At 71.6% G+C, this 19117-nt stretch carries 15 protein-coding genes and 1 pseudogene; 9 read left to right on the top strand and 7 right to left on the bottom strand.

Going from position 1 to position 19117, the window contains the following annotated elements:
- Positions 1-43 precede the first annotated feature (43 nt).
- Positions 44-787, bottom strand: coding sequence for an IclR family transcriptional regulator (locus IEZ01_RS12310; RefSeq protein ID WP_028797189.1), 744 nt, complete (start codon positions 785-787; stop codon positions 44-46).
- Positions 788-1039: 252 nt separating this feature from the next.
- Between IEZ01_RS12310 and IEZ01_RS12305 the strand changes: the two genes are divergently transcribed.
- Complete coding sequence (locus IEZ01_RS12305; RefSeq protein WP_019883976.1) at positions 1040-1360, top strand: bifunctional 3-phenylpropionate/cinnamic acid dioxygenase ferredoxin subunit; 321 nt, start codon at positions 1040-1042, stop codon at positions 1358-1360.
- Position 1361: 1 nt separating this feature from the next.
- Here IEZ01_RS12305 and IEZ01_RS12300 read toward each other — a convergent pair whose 3' ends face one another.
- The gene (locus IEZ01_RS12300; protein WP_189201649.1) at positions 1362-2648 is read right to left on the bottom strand and encodes an MFS transporter; all 1287 of its coding nucleotides are present in this window, start codon (positions 2646-2648) and stop codon (positions 1362-1364) included.
- Between the two features lie 196 nt (positions 2649-2844).
- On the opposite strand from IEZ01_RS12300, the gene IEZ01_RS12295 reads away from it, so the two are divergent.
- The gene (locus tag IEZ01_RS12295; protein WP_019883979.1) at positions 2845-3297 is read left to right on the top strand and encodes an SPW repeat protein; all 453 of its coding nucleotides are present in this window, start codon (positions 2845-2847) and stop codon (positions 3295-3297) included.
- Between the two features lie 241 nt (positions 3298-3538).
- A complete protein-coding gene (locus IEZ01_RS12290) occupies positions 3539-4174 on the top strand; it encodes a LysE family transporter (protein ID WP_019883980.1) in 636 nt (211 codons plus the stop codon).
- Here IEZ01_RS12290 and IEZ01_RS12285 read toward each other — a convergent pair.
- Complete coding sequence (locus IEZ01_RS12285) at positions 4131-4637, bottom strand: GNAT family N-acetyltransferase (RefSeq protein ID WP_189201647.1); 507 nt, start codon at positions 4635-4637, stop codon at positions 4131-4133. The genes IEZ01_RS12290 and IEZ01_RS12285 overlap by 44 nt on opposite strands.
- A gap of 56 nt (positions 4638-4693) precedes the next feature.
- Between IEZ01_RS12285 and IEZ01_RS12280 the strand changes: the two genes are divergently transcribed.
- On the top strand, positions 4694-5272 hold the full coding sequence (locus IEZ01_RS12280) for a YdeI/OmpD-associated family protein (RefSeq protein WP_040875081.1): 579 nt from the start codon (positions 4694-4696) through the stop codon (positions 5270-5272).
- An 81-nt stretch (positions 5273-5353) separates the two neighbouring features.
- On the opposite strand, the gene IEZ01_RS12275 is transcribed toward IEZ01_RS12280, so the two are convergent.
- Positions 5354-7735: an LAETG motif-containing sortase-dependent surface protein gene (locus tag IEZ01_RS12275; protein ID WP_052185606.1), complete on the bottom strand. Its 2382-nt coding sequence runs from the start codon at positions 7733-7735 to the stop codon at positions 5354-5356.
- 202 nt (positions 7736-7937) lie between these two features.
- On the opposite strand from IEZ01_RS12275, the gene IEZ01_RS12270 reads away from it, so the two are divergent.
- Positions 7938-8489 (top strand): hypothetical protein, encoded by a 552-nt coding sequence (locus IEZ01_RS12270; RefSeq protein ID WP_189201645.1) that lies wholly within the window; start codon positions 7938-7940, stop codon positions 8487-8489.
- Positions 8490-8535: 46 nt separating this feature from the next.
- Here the strand turns inward: IEZ01_RS12270 and IEZ01_RS12265 are convergent, their stop codons facing one another.
- Positions 8536-9792, bottom strand: a complete 1257-nt coding sequence (locus IEZ01_RS12265; protein WP_373287602.1) for a hypothetical protein — start codon at positions 9790-9792, stop codon at positions 8536-8538.
- Positions 9793-9995: 203 nt separating this feature from the next.
- Here IEZ01_RS12265 and IEZ01_RS12260 point away from each other — a divergent pair, with 203 nt between their 5' ends.
- Complete coding sequence (locus IEZ01_RS12260) at positions 9996-11450, top strand: PP2C family protein-serine/threonine phosphatase (RefSeq protein WP_189201643.1); 1455 nt, start codon at positions 9996-9998, stop codon at positions 11448-11450.
- Positions 11451-11597: 147 nt separating this feature from the next.
- Here the strand turns inward: IEZ01_RS12260 and IEZ01_RS12255 are convergent, their stop codons facing one another.
- Positions 11598-13079, bottom strand: a complete 1482-nt coding sequence (locus tag IEZ01_RS12255) for a DNA-binding protein NsdB (protein WP_189201641.1) — start codon at positions 13077-13079, stop codon at positions 11598-11600.
- A 235-nt stretch (positions 13080-13314) separates the two neighbouring features.
- Between IEZ01_RS12255 and IEZ01_RS12250 the strand changes: the two genes are divergently transcribed.
- Both IEZ01_RS12250 and IEZ01_RS12245 read left to right on the top strand, forming a co-directional pair.
- Entirely contained in the window at positions 13315-14439 is a 1125-nt protein-coding gene (locus IEZ01_RS12250; protein ID WP_028797191.1) for an aminoglycoside phosphotransferase family protein, read from the top strand.
- A 341-nt stretch (positions 14440-14780) separates the two neighbouring features.
- Complete coding sequence (locus tag IEZ01_RS12245) at positions 14781-16697, top strand: N-acetylmuramoyl-L-alanine amidase (RefSeq protein WP_189201675.1); 1917 nt, start codon at positions 14781-14783, stop codon at positions 16695-16697.
- Between the two features lie 26 nt (positions 16698-16723).
- On the opposite strand, the gene IEZ01_RS12240 is transcribed toward IEZ01_RS12245, so the two are convergent.
- On the bottom strand, positions 16724-17542 hold the full coding sequence (locus IEZ01_RS12240) for an aminotransferase class IV family protein (RefSeq protein ID WP_189201639.1): 819 nt from the start codon (positions 17540-17542) through the stop codon (positions 16724-16726).
- A gap of 183 nt (positions 17543-17725) precedes the next feature.
- Between IEZ01_RS12240 and cyc2 the strand changes: the two are divergent.
- Positions 17726-19117: pseudogene (gene cyc2, locus IEZ01_RS34850) on the top strand (germacradienol/geosmin synthase Cyc2); the annotation flags it as partial.

Genomic DNA, 19117 nt, shown 5'->3' with positions numbered 1-19117 from the left:
GCATGGGCGAAATCGCCGATGCCCCAAGGCCGGTGACGCTACGTCAGATGCCGTAGCCCATGCGGCTCGAGAGGAGGTCGGCGGCGGCGACGGTACGCAGGGCGAGGTCCGGCAGGCGGTCCGGTTCCAGCCGGTAGGCGGGGCCCGACACGCTGATGGCGCCGATCACCCTGCCGTCGTGGGCGCGGACCGGGGCCGCGACCGCGTTGAGGCCGGTCTCCAGCTCCTCGACCGCGAGGGCGTAGCCGCGCTGGAGCACGGTGTCGAGCTCCGCGCGCAGCACGCCGGCTCCGGTGACGGTGTGCTCGGTGAAGCGGGGCAGGGTACGGGCCAGCAGCCCTTCGCGCAGGGCGTGCGGGAGATGGGCGAGGAGCACCTTGCCGCTGGAGGTGGCGTGCAGCGGGGTGCGCCGACCGAGCCAGTTCTGGGCGGTGACCGAGGCGGAGCCGCGGGCCTGCATGATGTTGACGGCCGCGTCGTCGTCGACGACGGCGATGTTGACCGTCTCCCCCAGTTCGTCGGCGAGTTCGCGGCAGACCGGCGAGGCCTCCTGGGAGATGTCCAGCCGTACGGCCGCGGCGCCCGCGAGACGCAGAATGCCGGCGCCGAGGTAGTACTTGCCGCGGCCCTCGGCCTGGGCCACGAGCCCCCGGCTCTCCAGAACTCCCAGGATCCGGAAGGCAGTCGACTTGTGCACCTCCAGCTCGTCGGCGATGTCGGTGACTCCGGCCTCGCCGTGCCGGGCGAGGATCTCCAGGACGCTGACCGCGCGGTCGACGGACTGGATGGCGCCCGCGCTCTGCCGCGCGGTACGCCCTTCCGCTCCGGCGGCCTGAGGCGTCTTCCCCTTCGGCGGCTCGGCGGCCGTCTGGTCGGGGCTCATGGCTCAACTCCCGTGAGGTGGCGGCTGGTTCGGGCCGCATCTGCGGGCGGCCCTTGACGGCGTGGGCGCCCGGCCGGATTCTGTTGCGCACAGCGCCCCGTCGTGCGCCATACGAAACATGATGCTACCCAACCGCCTGGACCGAGTGGGGGCCCCGTGATTCCCGTCTGCCGTCTCGAAGAGCTTCCCGCGGGCTCCAGTGTCCGCCTCGACACCACACCGCCCATCGCGGTGTTCAACGCCGACGGCGAGCTGTACGCCATCGACGACACCTGCACGCATCAGGACGCCTCCCTGTCGGAGGGCTGGCTCGAAGGCCGGCTGATCGAATGCCCCCTCCACGGAGCCGCGTTCGACCTGCGCACGGGCCGCCCGGCCTGTCTGCCCGCCCGCCGCCCGGTCCGTACGCACCAGGTGACCGTCACCGACGGCGTGATCCATGTGCGGCTCACCGCCGGGGAGGGCAGCGCCGCGTGAATCAGCGGGGGTCGCGGGGGGCCTCCGCTCCCCCGGCGGTCTCCCGCTCGGTCCCGGCGGCCTCTTCCGGTACGGATTCTTCCCGCCGGGGAGCGCTCGCCCGGCCGCGGCCGCCCAGGAGGCACCCGGCGGCGGCGGTGGTCGCCACGGCCGCGGCGGCGAGGAGCAGGACGCGGTGGTCCACCAGGGCCACCAGGCCCGCCCCGGCGGCCAGGGCCACGGCGTTGGGCGCGAAGAGGAGGGTGTTGGCGGTGGCCGCGACCCGGCCGAGGAGCTCGCTCGGGGTCTCGCGCTGGACGGCGGTCATGGCCGCGATCAGCACGCAGGGCAGGCCGATGCCGATGAGCGCGCTGGCGAGCAGGCCGACCGGTACGGACGGCACGGTACGCAGCACGAGGCCCAGCGCGAACACCGTGATTCCCGAGGCGGCGAAGGCCCGTTCGGGCATCCGCCGCAGCAGGGCGCCCGCACACAGCCCGCTGAGGACGGAGCCGGTGCCCTGCACGGCGTACAGCACCCCGGCGAAGGCCGGCGAGCGGTGCAGGCCGGCGTCGACGACGGCGTAGATCAGCGCGCCGTTCAGCCCCGCCATGCCCATGGTCGCGGCGCCGGCCAGGACCAGGCGGCGCAGGACCGGGTGGTGCCGAAGGTGGCGGATGCCCTCGGCGGTATCGGCGGCCCACCGGCGGGACGTGGCCGGGCGGGGCGCGGGCTCGGCGACACGCATGAGGGCGAAGGCGGCGGCGGCGAGGAGGAAGGTGGCGGCGTCGAGCAGGGCCACGCCCACGCCGCCGAACTGGACGAACAGGCCCGCTCCCAGCAGTGGGGCGACGAGTTTCATGCCCTCGTTCGCCGTCATCCGCAGACCGTTGAAGTCCCCGCGCAGCGTTTCGGGTACGGCGGCGGCCACCAGGGCGGCCTCCGCCGCGTCGAGCAGGACGCCACTGACGCCGTACACGGTCAACACCGCGTACAGGACCCAGATCTGCTCGCTGGAGTGGACGGCGAGCAGCGGCAGCAGCACGGCCGCCATGCCGAGATTGGTCCAGATCAGCAGCGGCCGTCGCCGTGTGCGGTCGGCCACCGTGCCGATGAGAGGCCCGAGCAGCGTGGGGGCCCATACGCAGAAGGTCGTCAGGGCGGCCAGACTGTCCGATCCCGTAAGGGACTTGGCCCACACGCCGGCCGCGAGGGCCATGGCCGAGGTGCCGAAGCCCGAGACGACGACACCGCTCAGATAGAACACCACATTGCGGTCCCGTAAGACCCGCCGCCCGCCCCAGCCCATCCCCGCACCCCTTTCCGGCCGTGCACGCGAGGATACGTCGCACAGCATGTACGTCGCCGTGGGTAACCCCCGGTGACGGTACGGCGCCGGTCGCCGGGCTCCCCGGAAACCCTTGAGCCCAGAACTACACATAAAGGGCATATAAGAGCACAATGGGACTGCGGCATCTTGCACACGCTATAAGGAGGCGAGTGGAATGGCCGACGTCTCTCACCGTCCCGGCGACATCGCGGGGCACCCCGACGCATCGGAAATGCGCGAACGGTACGCGAAGATGCTCGGAACCCGAGGCGTGGCGGCGGTCGAGGAGCTGGTGCTCCTGGCCGGTATCTACGCTGCGATCTCCGCATGGACGGTCCACTTCGCAGCCGCCAAGCCGGAGCTGGCCCTCTCCAACCTGATCTGCGGCATCGCCATCGCGGTCCTCGGACTCGCGATGTCCATGGCGCCCGAAAGGTCCCAGGACCTCAACTTCGTCGTCCTGCTGCTGGGCGTCTGGCTGATCATCTCCCCGTGGGTGGTGTCGCGTGACGCCGGCACCGGAGCGATTCTCAGCAACGTGATCACGGGAGCCTGTGTCTGTCTGTTCGCACTCGTTGCGGGCGGTCTCCTCATGAGCAAGGGCAGGAGTGGCAGAAGGACAACCTGACCGCACGACCGCGGTGCTGCACCTCCTGGAACCGACCGGGGTGCAGCACCGTCCCCTGCCCGCGCCGCGCGCCTCCGCGGCATCCCGCCCGTCCTTGAATTGAGTTGCCCGTGGCCGGCCGGCGTCGTCAGAATCCGGCCATGACACTCACCTTCGCCTTCCTGCCGCTGATGCCCGCCGTCCGTATGACGCGCGGCCAGCAGCAGCCCGGCCCCCGACGGAGGCCTACGCCGCCCGTCGCATGACCGCCGCGCTCGTCGCGGGGCTCCTGGCCGGGTACGGCATCGCCCTGCCGGTCGGAGCGGTCGCGGCCTATCTGGTGGCGCTCACGGCCCGTACGTCCTTGCGGATCGGCGCCGCCGCAGCACTGGGAGTGGCGACCGCCGACGGACTGTACGCACTGGTCGCCGTGGTGGGCGGCTCCTCGCTCGCCCCACTGCTCGCCCCCGCCGCCGCGCCCCTGCGCCTGGTGTCGGCCCTGGTCCTGCTCGCCCTCGCCGCGCACGGCACGTACACCGCCGTACGCCGCCACCGCCGCCCGCAGGCGGCCGCAGGGGCCGTGAACACCCCGCCCGGACCGCTGCGGGCCTATCTGGGGCTCGTCGGGATCACGCTGCTCAACCCGCTCACGGTGATCTACTTCGCGGCGCTGGTCCTCGGCACCCGGACCGCCGAGGCCCCGGGCGTCCTCGAACAGGCCGTCTTCGTGCTGGCCGCGTTCACCGCGTCCGCCAGCTGGCAGCTGCTGCTCGCCGGCGGCGGAGCGCTCCTGGGCCGCGCCCTGACCGGTCCCCGCGGGCGGCTGGGCACGGCGCTGGCGGCCGGCGCGCTGATCACGGCCTTCGCGATCGACCTTCTCGTGAGGGGAGGTCCCTGACCGGAGCGCAGTCGATCACCAGCTCGGGCCGGTCCCACATCACCGCGGGCGGCCGGGCCTCGACCGTGCCCACGCGGCGCGCCCCCACCCCCAGGTAGAACCCCTCGGCGGGCGGGTGCGAGACGATCCGCACCTCGGTCAGCCCGGCCTCCCGCGCCTCACCTTTCATGTGCTCCATGAGGAGCCGGCCCACCCCCAGACCCTGCGCCGCGTCGGATACGAAGAGCAGGTCCAGCTCGGGCGGATCCACCACCAGCGCGTAGAAACCGAGCACCCCACCGCCGGCCCCGGCGGCCACGAACACCCGGTGGGTCTCTATGTAGTCGGGGCCCACACGGTAGTCGGCGACCATCGACGCGTACGGCCCCTCGTAGGCGCGCGAGGTACGCACCAGGGCGGTCAGCCGCCGGGCGTCGCGCGCGGTGGCGCGCCGGATCCGTATCTCTGTGTCGTTCCTGCTCATACCGAGATCATCGCTCATCGCCGCGTCGGGCCCGGCGGGCAGGCACTCTGGTGGTCATGAACAGACTCGACGGACTTGAGGTGCTCGTTCCCACGGACACCGGCGTGCTGGAGGCCTGGCTGGAGGGGCATCACGCGACGGCGTCCGGTGTCTGGCTCATGCTCGCCAAGAAGGGCTCGGGCGTCACGTCGATGACCTCGGAAGAGGTCATCGACGTCGCCCTGTGCTTCGGCTGGATCGACGGGCAGCGCAGGGCGTACGACGCCGTCCACTTCCTGCAGAAGATCACCCCGCGTCGCCCGCGCAGCCTGTGGTCCCTGGTGAACGTCCGCAAGGTCGACGCCCTGACCGCCGCCGGCCGGATGCGCGAGCCCGGTCTCGCGGAGGTCCGGGCGGCCCAGGAGGACGGGCGGTGGGCGGCCGCGTACCCCTCGCAGAAGGAGGCGACGGTCCCGCCCGACCTCGAGGCCGCGCTCGCCGCCTCCCCGGAGGCCAGGGACTTCTACGACAGCCTCGGCAAGACGGACCGCTATCTGGTGATCCTGCGGCTGGTGACGGCCCGCACGGCCGAGAACCGGGCGGAGCGGCTGACCAGGATGGTCGCGAAGCTGGCGGCGGGCCAGAAGATCAGCTGACCTCCGTCGTCACCTCCCCACACGCCGCGAGGGGGCCTCCCGGAACGGGAAACCCCCTCTTCGTACGGGTGCTGTGGCCGGTCAGCCCATGGCGTTGCGGCGTCGCTTCCACCAGACGAGGCCCGCGCCGGCGGCCACCGCGGCCGCGGCGATGCCGGCGATCAGGCCGACGGGGGTGTCGCTGCCGGTGTTGGCGAGGTCGCCGTCCGGGTCGGGCTTGTTGCCGCCGGTCTCGCCCGGGCCGGGGCGGTTGGTGGGGGTCGGGTCGGGCGTGCCCGGGCCGGTCGGCGTCGGGGTGGGCTTCCCCGGGTCGGTGGGCGTCGGGCTGGGGGCGGGGGTACCGCCGTTGTCGCTCTCGCCCGCGCCGTTGCCGCCGAGGTAGGACGTGTCGCTCTCGCGGGCGGAGATCTCCGCGCGGACGGACGTCTTGGTGGTGGCGGGCAGGCGCGGGTGCTCGACCTGGAAGCGTGTCCCGGTGATGTTCCGCTTCGGCGACTTGGAGAAGTCGACGCCGCCGACGCCCTGGTTGTAAACCTTGCCGCCGTAGCGGAGCTCGAACCACTCGACGCCTTCGCGGTAGGACTTCATGTACCGCTGCCAGGTCTCGGTCTTGGACCACTTCTCGTTCGGCCCGCGCAGCTTCCAGCGGTCGACGGCGTTGCTGTTGATGATCTTGCGGAAGTCGGTCGGGGTCTTGGCGTCCTGCTGGCGGATCCACTCCGCGGCGACCCGGGACGCGTAGACGCGGCGCAGGTCGGCGTAGGTGGCGGTGGTGTTGACGCGCTTCTCGACCTCGGGGATGACGTTGGCCCGCAGCAGGGTCTCGCTGGCGCGCTTCTCGGGGTCGGTGAGCTTGCAGACGCGGGCGCCGGGGTTCTCGTACTTGACGTCCATCCACTCGGTGGACACCTTCAGCGGCGCGTCGAGGATGTAGATCCCGCCGTCCTGCTCACGGACCTTGGCGGTCTTGGGCTCGATCCACAGGCGGACCATCGGGAAGCAGGGCATCCCGTCACGGCGCGGTGCGGTGTCCCAGAACCGGCGCGCGCCGGCGTGTTTGTCGGGGTTGAGGGCGTTGGCGAAGTCGTGCTTCATCGCCAGGTCGGCTTCGAGGAGGACCCGGCCGGCGTCGGTCTTCGCGAAGGCCGAGTCCATGATCCGGTCGGGCTGGTCGGGGTTGAGGTTGACCCAGAACTTGTCCGGAGTCAGCGCGAGCCAGGTGAACATGGCGTCGGAGGCGAGCTGGAGCTTGGCCTGGCCGCCGTAGCCGGGGTTCTCGTCCTCGTCGGGCATGTAGTCGGCCTTGAAGGAGTAGTCGAGGCCCTTGCCCTTGACGGGGTTGCCGACGTACTGGAGCTGGAGGGTGGAGAAGTCGATGCCGCCGGGGCCGCGTCCGAGGCCGCTGCGGGTGTTGACCTGCTGGTACTGGCGCTGGAGTGCCTTGGCTTCCTTCGGGGTCCTGCCCGAGTCGAACGCGGCGTCGTTGAGGGGGCCTCGGGAGCCCTTCGACGGGTCGGGGTTCATGACCGGGTAGGACTTGGAGTACTTCGTGGTCGGGAAGACACCCTTGCCGGTCGCGCGCCGCTCGTAGATACGGACCGGGTTGCCCGTGGTGTTCCGCTCGCCCTGGAGGGCCTTGTTCAGGGCGCCGTACTGGTTCGTCGTCCCCCGGGTCGCCTTCTCCCCGGCGTACATGACCAGCCTGTTCTTGGTGAAGTCGAACTTGGCGTCCTTGTGCCGCATGATGATCTTGTCGGCCTTGAGCTGGTTCGAGCGGTACTTGCCGTTGGACTTGAACTCGCCGAACTGGTTCAGCTTCTGATTGTAGGAGTCGTACTTACGGCGTGCGACGAGCTTGCCGTCCTTGTCGCGGATCTCGATGGTGACTTCACACAGCCAGTCCGGGCCGATCATGTTGAAGTCGCGCACCGTCTTGCGCTCGAACGCGCCACCCTTGTGGTTGTTGATCTCGTTGTTGATCAGGAAGCGCTTCATCCACTTCCCGAACGGCACGTTCGGGTTCTGCGCCGTGTCCTTGAACCGGTTGTAGCGGGCGTAGATGCCGCTACGCATGTCGTCCGGGTCCTTCGACGCCGCGTACTTCTTGTCCCACGCGTCGATGTCGTCGTCCGTACGGCCGACCTGACCGAGCTGCTGCGGCGTCGGGGCGGGGAGGTTGTCGAACCCCTTGAAGAGGTTGTCGAAGAAGTACTGCTCGTCCGCCCCGGGGAAGACGTCGTGGTGACGGCTGCCCGGCGCCCCGGAGTTCGCGGGGGTCCGCGGGTATTTCTTGCCGAGGTGGAGCTGGTCGCACCGCTTTCCGGTCGTGATCTTCGCAGTGTCGCCGGGCGCGGCCTGCGCGGGTGCGGCCGGAAGGCCGACCAGCATCATCCCGGCCGCCGAGGCGATCGCGAGGCACGAGGCCAGGCGCCGCTTCAGGCGCGTCGTTATCGGAGTGCTCACTGAGGTCCCTGATAGGGGGCTCATGGGACAGGAAGGGCGGGCGGGGTGGGGCCCCCGTGACATGTCCCCGTCCGCCGACGGCCCACACTAGGGCCCCCCGCGCTTGCTGATGCAACGGTTTACCGACGGGACATGACTCAACTACAGAACCTCCACAGGCAGTTGAATGTGGCGCCGGACCGGTTCGCTACGGTGGGCCGCTATGACCGACCACGCACACCACGGCACCGACCCGGCCCGGCACCCCGAGCTCCTTGCCTGGCTGGCCGAACGACAGGCCGCCTTCCCCCGCTGGGCGGAGGACGCCGGCGGCGTGGAGCGGTTCGACTTCAGCCCCGCCTCCCTCGACGTCCTCGACGACCTCCTGCGGCAGACGTTCGGCACCGACGCGGAGATCGCCGCCCAGCGACGGGAACCGTTCGTGCAGGGCGCCGTCTGGTACCTCGGCGAAGTCGTCTGCCGCGAGCGGGGAACGGTCTGGAAGTACGAGCCCGACACCGCCGACGACCAGGAACCGGCCCCGCTCTTCGACCCGGCCGACCGGCCCGGCGTTCTCGACACCCCCTGCGTGAGCCTGCCTTCGGAGGGCCCGGAGCGCGGCCTGTACCCACTGAACGTGCTGCGCCGCATGCTGATGGAGAAGGACGCACTGGGCAATCCGATCGACGAGCGCCTGGTCGACGCGCTCGACGACGACTACCTCGACGACGGATTCGACGACGACTTCGACGAGGACGACGAGGACGACGCGTAGGACACGGACGGGGACCCGGACCGGTCGGCGCGGGGCGCGGCGGCCGTCAGCCCAGCCGGCGCCGGAGCGCCTCGACGGCGCCCGGCTGACGGCCGGGGACCCGCTCGCGCAGCGCGACGAGCGCGGGGGCCAGGGCTTGGGCGCGGGCCGGGTCGGTCAGCCGCTCCCACTGGTGGTGTGCCCGGTCGACCGCGCCCTCGACGTCCCGGTCGGCCGGTGAGCCGCCCGCGTCGAGCCGGGCCCGTGCGGCGACGAGCCACAACTCACAGCTGCGGGCGGGGTCCTGGGCCAGCCGGGCGAGGTCGGCGCGTACCTCCATCCAGTGAATCGCCTGCGGCGAGCGGGGACCGTGGAGGCGCAGGGCGTCCTGCTCCCAGGCGGCCGCGGCGGCCGCGGCCTCGGCGTGGCGCCCCGCCTGCGCGGCGGCGAGGATCGCCGGATGCGGGTCGGGGGCGGGCGCGGCCACGGCGGGTGCCGCGGCGGCCACCGGCCCGGCCGGCGGAGGCGTTGCGCTGGTGGTCAGCGGCGCGGACGGCCCGGCAGGCGGCGCCATGCCGGTCATCGCCCCGGACGGCCAAGGCGTCGGCGCCGTGCCGTCCGTCGCCAGCAGGACGGCTCCGTCCTCGGCCCCCGCACGCGCCGCGGCCTGTTCGTGCAGCAGGGGAAGTGGCGGGCGGGCGCCACTGCGCCAGATCGACGCATAGGCCTTCAAATAGGCGGGGAGCACCACCGTGCGGCGGGGTGGCGGCGGGGCCACCCGGCCGTACAGACTCGTGCCCTGACCCAGCGACAGGAGGGTGCCGTGGCCGGCCCAGCGCTCCCATACCTCGGCGTCCGCGACCAGGTCGACGACGACACGCGTGGTGCCCGGCCTGCGGATCTTCAGCTCGCCCGCCAGCCAGTGCCAGGGCAGCGCGGTGTACCGCAGGGTCGCGGTGGCCGTGCGGGCCAGGGCGAGATGCGGCAGCCCCTGCCGGCGGTCGAGGTGGAGCTGGCCCGCGATGTAGACGGAGAGCGGGCCGGGCGCCGCGGCGGCGGCCCGCAGCCGTGTCAGGACGGTCTGGGGGTCGAGCGGGTCGGCCAGCTCGACCACGGTGGCCGCGCCGGTCCCGGTCAGGGCGCTGGGCGGTACGGCCGCGAGGGCGGGCAGCGCGGACGCCGCGTCGATGACGCGGCCCTTGCCCGCGGGAGCCGCGGCCAGCAGCAGCGCGGTCCCCGCCGAGTCCTCGCTCATGGCCCTCGCCGCACCCCCGTTCCCGGCCTGGGCCGTATCGTCGATCACCGTGCCGACCACGTCGTTCATCACCACATGAGCACCGTAGCCCTCCGGCGGGCCGTCCACGGCCCGCTTCGCTGGCCGATAACCACCGGGCCGTTGGCATATACCAGAAGCACCACCGTATCGAGTGTTGCCAAATCACTTACAGGCCGTCGCCGCCTGTGCAACAGTCGTAACTGGCCCACCCTTTCAGACATGGCCGCGCCGCGCTTGCATCGGAGTACGACATGCCGTCCCATCTGTTCGCGGACCGTCCCGCCCAGCAGCCTCCCGAGCGCGGGACCGTGGACGCCCTCATCTCGCAGACCCGGCGGCTGCGCGGCGACGTGGACGCGGTGCGCCGGGACGCGGTGACGGACGAGGACGACCCGCAGGGACGCTGGCAGCGCGCCCTGTGCGAGCTGGCCATGCACCAGCTCGACGATCTCGGCGCCCATCTCGGCCAGTTGCGCGCCGGGGTGCCTGAGCAGAAGACCGAGCCGGTCCTGGACGAGTCGGCCGGTGCGCTCGCCGGGCCCGTCTACGAGGAGATGTCGGCGCAGCGCACCGGTTCGCTGCTCAGCCGGGTCGGCAGCGCCGAGTGGAACCTCCTCACCGACGAGGTGAGCTGGTCCGAGGAGCTGTACCAGATCTTCGGGCGGCCGCGAGAGCGGGGTCCGATGACGCTCGACGAGATGCCGTCGATGGTCTTCGCCGAGGATCAGGGTCTACTTCAAGCCATGGTCACGGACTGTCTGATCGACGGGAAGCCGATCGACGGAGAGTTCCGGATCGTGCGCGCCGACGGCCGGGTGCGGACGGTGCACATGATGGGCGAGCCGGTGCTCGACTCCGATGGATGCACCGCGTCGATGTGGGCCGTTTTACGAGACGTCAGCGAGCTGCGCCGCAGCGAGCGGGCGGTCCGCGAGTCCAGCGACTCGCTCCAGCGCATGCAGCACATCGAGCAGACGGAGCGCAGGGTCGCGGTCGAGCTCCAGGAGGCCGTGCTGCCGCCCTGGCGGGGGTCGTTGCGGTTCGCGACCGGCGGGCCCGCGCCGCTGGATCTGGCCGGGCACTACCTCCCCTCCGTGAGCTCCGGGCTGATCGGCGGGGACTGGTACGACGCGCTGGCGCTGCCCGGCGGAGACGCGCTGCTGACCGTCGGCGATCTCACCGGCCACGGGGTCACGGCGACCTCGTCCATGGCGATGCTGCTCGGCGCGCTGCGCGGCATGGCCGTGGCGGGTATCGCGCCTGGTGCCCTGATGAGCCATCTCAACCAGCTGCTCGAAGCCTCCGCGCAGCCCGCGCTGGGCAGTGCGCTGTGCTGCCGCTACAACCCCGTGACCCAGACCCTGAGCTGGGCGCAGGCAGGGCACCCCTCCCCGCTGCTGTTCCGCGGCGGGAAGGGGTGTGCGCTGAAGCGGCCCGAAGGGATGCTGCTCGGTGCCACCTACGGTGCCGTGTACGAGCAGTGCGAGGTGCGGCTGCGCCCGGGTGACGTACTGGTGCTGCACACGGACGGGCTGACCCGCGGCACCGGCGGCGACGATTTCGGTACGGACCGCCTGCTCTCCCTCGCGCCACGGTTCGCCCGGGCCCGGGACGCGCAGGAAGTCGTACGGTCGGTGGTCGAGGAGTTCGGTCAGGGGCCGCGCGAGGACGACGCCTGCGTGCTGGTGGTCCGGGTGGGCGGCTAGGAAAAGAGACTGGGCCCCGAATGTCGACGGGGCCCATGGAAGTGGACGATCTGGAGACCGGCCGGTGACGAGGGCGCGCTCGGCGCGCCCTCGTTCTTTTCTCTGGAAGGTCGTTCTTTCTCTGTGGGGTGGGAGGGGCGGGGTGGCTCAGGCCCCCGCCGTCCGGGTCTGCTTGGGCAGGGCGAGCGCGATCTCCTCGCGCAGGTCCTCGATCTTCGCGTAGCCGGCGTACTGCGCGGTGAGCCGGTACATCTCGCGCAGCCGGTCCCAGGTGCGGTGCGAGGAGTTGTCCCCCATCGACACCAGGGCCAGGCGGGCGTAACGGTCGGCCTGTTCGGGGTCGTCGGCGATGAAGCACGCCGAGGCCAGCGAGATGTAGTCGAAGATCTTGGAGCGCTGACGGCCGTTGATCCGTAGCTCCAGGGCCCGCTTGGCGTGGCGTTGGGCGGTGAGCGCGGCGGTGGGTTCGTGGTCGGCGAGGGTGCGGTAGGCGAGGGCCTGCATGCCGTGCATGTCCGCCTCGTCGAACATCTGCATCCAACTGGGCGGTGGCACATCGCCCTTGTCCGAGACGAAGAGGTCCTCGGCCTCGCCGAGGGTGCGCCGCATGGCCTGGCCGCGGCCCATGGAGGCCTGCGCCCAGGCCTCGATGGTGTGCAGCATGGCCTGGGTCCGGGGCAGTACCTCGTCGCCCGAGCCCGACTTGGCGAGCTTCATCAGGTCCAGGGCGTCGTCGGGACGTCCGAGGTGGACCATCTGTCGCGCGGCGCGGGACAGGGCCTCGCCGGCGCGTGGCCGGTCGCCGCCCTCGCGGGCCGCGTGGGCGGCGATGACGAAGTACTTCTGGGCGGTGGGTTCGAGTCCCACGTCGTGGGACATCCAGCCGGCGAGGACAGCCAGGTTGGCGGCGACGCCCCACAGCCGGCGCTGGAGGTGATCGGGGTGGCGGTAGGCGAGCATGCCGCCCACCTCGTTGAGCTGGCCCACCACGGCCTTGCGCTGAAGGCCTCCGCCGCGCGCCGCGTCCCAGGCGCGGAACACTTCGACGGAACGTTCCAGTGCTTCGATCTCCTGCGACCCGATGGGGGCGGCTTCGTAGCGGTCGAACCCAGCGGGGTCGGCGTGCAGGGGATCGGTGGCGCGGGGGGCGTCGGTTGCTGGTGCGGGGTTGGTGTGGATCCAGTCGTGCATGGCGCTGCTGAGTGCGGAGCCTGCGGCGAGCGCGGCGCCCGCGCCCACCAGGCCGCGTCGGTTGAGCATGAGGTCCATTCCCGTGAATTCGGTGAGGACCGCCGCCGTACGCTCGGGCGCCCAGGGCAGCCCGTCAGGGTTGTCGCCGTTCCTGACGTTCTGCCGTTTGCCGGCGCGCCCGTGTCGTACGAACCCGAGGTCCTCGATGGTCACGACACGGCCGAGTCGCTCGGTGAACAGGGCTGCCAGCACTCTGGGCACGGGATCGCGGGGGATCTCCCCCATGTCGATCCACCGCCGCACCCGCGAGGTGTCGGTCGCCAGCTGGGGGTGGCCCATGGCCGCCGCCTGCCGGTTCACGAGCCGCGCGAGCTCTCCCTTGGACCAGCCGGCGAGGCCGAACAGGTCTGCAAGGCGGGTGTTGGAATCTCCGGTCACGTCAAGCCCCCAGGTTCTCGGCTGAGTTGACAGTAACCCCCTGTCATAGGGCTGGCGACTATTCGCCAGGGTTCGCCAGGGTGCGCCCGATGTTCCGCCACCCGCGCCTGGGTGTCAGGTAGGAAAGCGCCACCCCGCCCCGGAAACCGGCCCGCATTCCCCAGGGTGTCGATCGGGGAACGGGACGGGGCAGGCGTACGCAACTCGTCGGCACACGAAGGGATCTGTCTCGCCCATGTACACAGCATCGTCCTCCGTGTCCGCCCCGCCCCGGCCGCAGCGCACCGTCCCGGCCCAGGCCGGAAGCGGACCGTTCCTCGACCCCACGCAGGCGGGTCGGGCCCGACGCTGGGCAGGGAACGTGCCCCAGCCGCTGAGCGGGAGAATCGACCTGTCCGGCCCCCAGGGCGCGCAGCTGCGCAAGGCGATCGCCTCCGTGCACCGCATCTGCCCCGAGTTCCATCCGGTGCAGGTGCTGCGCCGCAGCGGCCGGTCCGTGCTGATCGTGGGGACCACGGGACGGATGACTGCGGTCGCGAAGTGTTTACTGGATCACTCGCCGGTCTGGACCGAGCGGTTCCGGCACGAAATAGGGGCATACCGTGCGTTCGTCCGGCACCGCCCGCCTGTGCGGGCGCCGCGGCTCATCGCCGCGGATCCGGAGAACTGCACGCTGGTGATCGAGCGGATGCCGGGACGCCCGGCGGCGCTGACGCGGCACCCGATGGAGGCCCCGCCGCGGGCGGACGTACGGGCCGCGCTGGGGGCGATCGCCCGGCTCAATGCCTGGCGGCCGCCGGCCGGCACGTTCGACGCGCCGCTGGACTACGCGTCCCGGATCGCCCGCTACCACGAGCTCGGGCTCTTCACCGACCGGGACCGGGACGACCTGCAGAAGCTGCTGCACGGCCTGGCCCACGCGGGTGGCCGCCAGGGCATGGGCCAGTTCTGTCACGGCGACGCGCTGCTGTCGAACATCCTGCTGTCGCCGACGGGACCGGTTCTGGTCGACTGGGAGCACGCGGGCTGGTACCTGCCCGGGTACGACCTGGCGACCCTCTGGTCGGTCCTCGGTGACGCCCCGCTGGCGCGGCGGCAGATCAGCGGTCTGGCGCAGTCGGCGGGTCCGGCGTCGCGGGACGCGTTCCTGGTGAACCTGATGATGGTGCTGACCCGGGAGATCCGGACGTACGAGACGGCGGTGCAGCGCACGATCCGTGAGGCTCCGCCGGCGGGTTCGGTGCAGCTGCCGTCCGGTGCGGTCTCCCCCGGGGAGGAACAGCGGCTGCTGCTGAGGCGGCTGCACGATGACTGCGCGCTGGCACGGCGGGCCGTGCGCGCTGCGGTCGGGACGCGCTGAGGCGCTCCGGCCGACGACGAGGGGGAAGTGCGCTGTGTGCCCGGTGCCGACACACCGGACGCACAGCGCACTGTCGTTTCCGGCCTCCTGCGGGCGGCTCCCCGGCGGCACAGGTCCACTCCACTGACGCGCCGCAGGCCCGCGCGCCATCGCCCCGAAACTCCCCCGAACGGCTCCGATCTGGGAACTCTCCGAGGGGGCAGGGTCATTGACGGGCCGTCGGGAAACGGTTACGCCTGTACGGGTCCGGCGCTGTACCCCCGACGTCACCGCCGTCCCAGGAGGCTGCCTTGCCCCGTCTTCCCTTCCCCAGGCGCGCCCGCGGACGCGCCGGCGGAGCCTTGGGCGCCGTCGCGTCCCTGGCGCTGCTGCTGCCCCTGCTGTCGGCGGGCCCCTCCGCCACCGCCGGGCAGCCGGTGACCGGATCGCTCCAGGCCGAGTTCGCGGCGGCCGCCAAGCGGTACGACGTACCTCCGAGTGTGCTGCTTGCCGTGGCGTACATGCAGTCCCGTTGGGACGGGCACGGCGGCGCGCCGAGTGTGAGCGGCGGGTACGGTCCGATGCATCTGACCGATGCCCGGACCGCGCTGGCGCGCGCCCCACACCACTCCCATGGAGCTGAGGACGCCCGCGGTGACGAAGCGCGCGGGCCGAAGTACGGCACGGAGGCCCCGCTGCCGGAGGCGTCGGAGCTGCCGCCGCGGCTGCGGACCCTGGAGCGGGCGGCGGCGGTGTCCGGGATCGCGGCCGAGGAGCTGCGGACGAGCCGCGCCGCGAACATCCGGGGCGGCGCGGCGCTGCTGGCCGCCGCGCAGCGGCAGCTGGGCCGGCCGGCGAGCGCCGATCCGTCGGCATGGTTCGGTGCGGTGGCGCGGTACTCGGGCGCGGACGACACGGCGACCGCGAGGACGTACGCGAACGACGTCTTCGACGTGATCCGTACCGGTCAGCGGCGGGTCACGGACAGCGGGCAGGTGGTGTCGCTGCCGCCGGACCCGGATGTGGTCGTGGATCCCGGTCAGGTCGCGGCGCTGGGGCTGCGGATGGCCGACCGTGGGCGGTCGGAGTGCCCGGTGACGGTGGCGTGCGAGTGGATCCCGGCACCGTACGAGGAGTTCGGCGACGGTGACTACGGCAACCACGACAAGGCGAACCGGCCGGTGTCCCAGTCGATCAGGTACATCGTGGTGCACGACACCGAGGCGACCTGGGAGTCGACGCTGAAGCTCGTGCAGGACCCGAGGTACGTGTCCTGGCAGTACTCGCTGCGCTCCTCCGACGGGCACGTCGCCCAGCACCTGCCGCTGAGGGACGTCGGCTGGCACGCCGGGAACTGGTTCGTGAACGCCAAGTCGGTCGGTCTGGAGCACGAGGGGTTCCTGGTGTCCCCGGACGCCTGGTACACGGAGGCGATGTACCGGGCGTCGGCGCGTCTGGTGAGGTATCTGGCCAAGCGGTACGACATCCCGCTGGACCGGCAGCACATCCTGGGGCACGACAACGTGCCGGGGACGGTCCCGGCGACGATCCGCGGTATGCACACCGACCCGGGGCCGTTCTGGGACTGGGACCACTACTTCCACCTGCTGGGCAGGCCGTTCACGCCGGCCGCCGGGCCGGACAGCGCCGTGGTGACGATCCGTCCCGACTACGTCCGGCACCGGCCGGTGTACACGAGCTGTCTGAAGCCCGGTGACACCTGCGCGCCGCACGGCAGCGGCGCGGTGCGGCTGCACAGCGCACCTGACGCGAGCAGCCCGCTCGTGAAGGACATCGGGCTGAGCCCGGGCGGGAGCCCCGCGACGACCGGGGTGAACGACACGGGTGCGCGGGCGTCCACGGGCCAGCAGTACGCGGTGGCCGAGCGTCGCGGCGACTGGACGGCGATCTGGTACCTGGGGCAGAAGGCCTGGTTCCACAATCCGCGCTCGGCGCCGACGGCGGTGGGCGCGCGGGGCTGGGTGCTGACCTCGAAGGAGGGCCTGGCCGTGGTCCCGGTGTACGGGCGGGCCTACCCCGAGGCGGCCGCGTATCCGCCGGTGGTGCCCGTGCAGGCGATCGTTCCGCTGCCGTACACCCTGGCGGCCGGGCAGTCGTATGTGGTGGGTGACCGTACACCCGGCGAGTACTTCTACGCGCCGGTGTACGACACGACCGGTCACGCCGTGGTGCGCGGCAAGGAGCTGTACTACGAGATCCAGTTCGGGCATCGGGTCGCCTTCGTGAAGGCGTCGGACGTGACGGTCTCGCGCGTCTGACCCTGCGTCCGGCGGGCGTACGGCGCTCAGGGGGCGGTGAGAGGTTCGGCCCGGTAGGCACGGTGGAGCAGGTCGAGGAAGTCCGGGGCCTCGGGCAGGGCGGCGGTGCCGATCCGGTGCACCGCCACTCCCGGTGTCCAGGAGTTCATCACCGCTGCTCCGGCCAGCGCCGGCAGGTCGGCGGGGGTGATCTCCTGGACGCGCTGGGGGACGCCGAGCCTGTCGAGTTGCCGGCGGACGACGGCCATCGTCGTGCCTTCCAGCATCTCGGCCAGGGGCCAGACGACCGCCGAGCCGTCCCAGAAGGCGAGGTTCCAGACCGTCGCCTCGCTCAGGCGGCCTCGGCGGTCGACGAAGGCGGCGTCGTCGAAGCCCTGGGCGACGGCGTCACGGAGGAAGTAGGTCTTGGCCACCTCTCCGACGTGCTTCACGGTCGGCAGGACCCGTTCGTATGTGACGGTCGCCAGCGTCAGCGGCCCCTCGGGCCCTGTCGAGGGCGCTGCGGTACGGATGAGCAGCTCGGGCTCCTCGTCGGGGTCCGCGACGGTGAATTCGCCCGACGGTGTGTAGACCGTGGCCGTCAGCGACAGGTCTGCCGGCCCGTCCTGGAGCGCCTGCCGCAGGCGGGTGAGGACCAGCTCGTCGGGGAGTGCCCGGCCGAAGAGTTCGGCCGATGCGCGGCGCAGCCTCCGGAGGTGGAGGTCGAGGCCGCGAACCCGGCCGTCGCGGATCTGCATGGCGGTGAAGTGGGCGTAGCCGGCGAAGGCGAGCGGGGCCAGGTCGCCCGCGGTGGCGGCGCGGCCGTTGCGGTGGACGAGGGAGGAGGTCGCGGGGTATGTGCTCATGGGGCGACGCTAAAGCTTCATATCGGTATGAAGGTCAAGCGCGGACCGGGGGCGGTTCATTCCTGAGCGCACGAGCCGGAGTGCGGCGTTCATATGACTAATCCGGGTGGCGGAGTGGGGCGCCCCGGGCAGGGGTAGGGCACGGCCGGAAGTGACGACCGTTCACCGAAAGGCCTGGCACGCATGGCACAGCCCTTCGTACTGCCGGATTTCTATGTCCCGTATCCGGCACGGCTCAACCCCCATGTGGAGGAGGCCCGGACGCACACCAAGGAGTGGGCGCGCCGCATGGGGATGCTCGAAGGCTCGGGTATCTGGGAGGAGCACGACCTCGACTCCCATGACTACGCGCTGCTGTGCTCCTACACCCACCCCGACTGCGACGCCGAGGCCCTGTCGCTGGTCACCGACTGGTACGTGTGGGTCTTCTTCTTCGACGACCACTTCCTCGACGTCTTCAAGCGGACCCAGGACCGGGCGGGCGGCAAGGCCTATCTGGACCGGCTGCCGCTGTTCATGCCGCTGGACCCCGCCACCCCGATGCCGGAGCCGACCAATCCGGTGGAGGCGGGGCTCGCGGATCTGTGGATGCGTACGGTCCCGTCGATGTCCCCCGGCTGGCGGTCCCGGTTCGCGCTGGCGACGGAGAACCTCCTCAACGAGTCGATGTGGGAGCTGTCCAACATCAACGAGGGCCGGATCGCCAATCCGGTGGAGTACATCGAGATGCGCCGCAAGGTCGGCGGCGCCCCCTGGTCGGCGGGGCTCGTCGAGTACGCGGCGGGCGCCGAGATCCCCGCGCAGGTGGCCGGCTCCCGGCCGCTGCGCGTGCTCACCGACGCCTTCTCCGACGCCGTGCACCTGCGCAACGACCTCTTCTCGTACCAGCGGGAGGTCGAGGACGAGGGCGAGAACAGCAACGGTGTCCTCGTCCTGGAGAAGTTCCTCGGCTGCACCACGCAGGAGGCCGCCGAGGCCGTCAACGACCTGCTCACCTCCCGGCTCCAGCAGTTCGAGAACACCGCGCTCACCGAAGTCCCCGCGCTGTGCGTGGAGAAGGGGCTCGGCCCCGAGGAATGCGCGGCGGTCGCCCTCTACACCAAGGGGCTCCAGGACTGGCAGTCCGGTGGCCACGAATGGCATCTGCGTTCCAGCCGGTACATGAACGAGGGTGTGGAGACAGGGAATTCGTGGACCGACGGGGTGCTCGGGACATCGGCCCTGGACATCCGGACCCTGTTCGGCCGCCCGGCCGCGGCTCGGCTGCGCAGTTTCACGCATGTGCCGCACCAGCGCGTGGGGCCGTCGCTGCTGCCCGACTTCGACATGCCCTTCGAGCTGTCGCTCAGCCCGCACCACCAGGAGGCCCTGGCCCGTTCGGTGGAGTGGGCGCGCCGGATGGGGATGCTGGAGGACCTGTGGGACGAGGAGATGCTGGTCGGCTTCGACTTCGCACTCTGCTCGGCGGGGCTCGACCCGGACGCGACGCCGGAGGAGCTGGAGCTCAGCGCGGAGTGGCTGACCTGGGGGACGTACGGCGACGACTACTACCCGCAGGTCTTCGGGCGGACCCGC

Source organism: Streptomyces purpureus (genome assembly GCF_014648195.1).
GTDB lineage: Bacteria > Actinomycetota > Actinomycetes > Streptomycetales > Streptomycetaceae > Streptomyces > Streptomyces purpureus.
The sequence above is the reverse complement of the archived record's forward strand: the minus strand, read 5'-3'. Positions and strand labels throughout refer to the sequence as shown.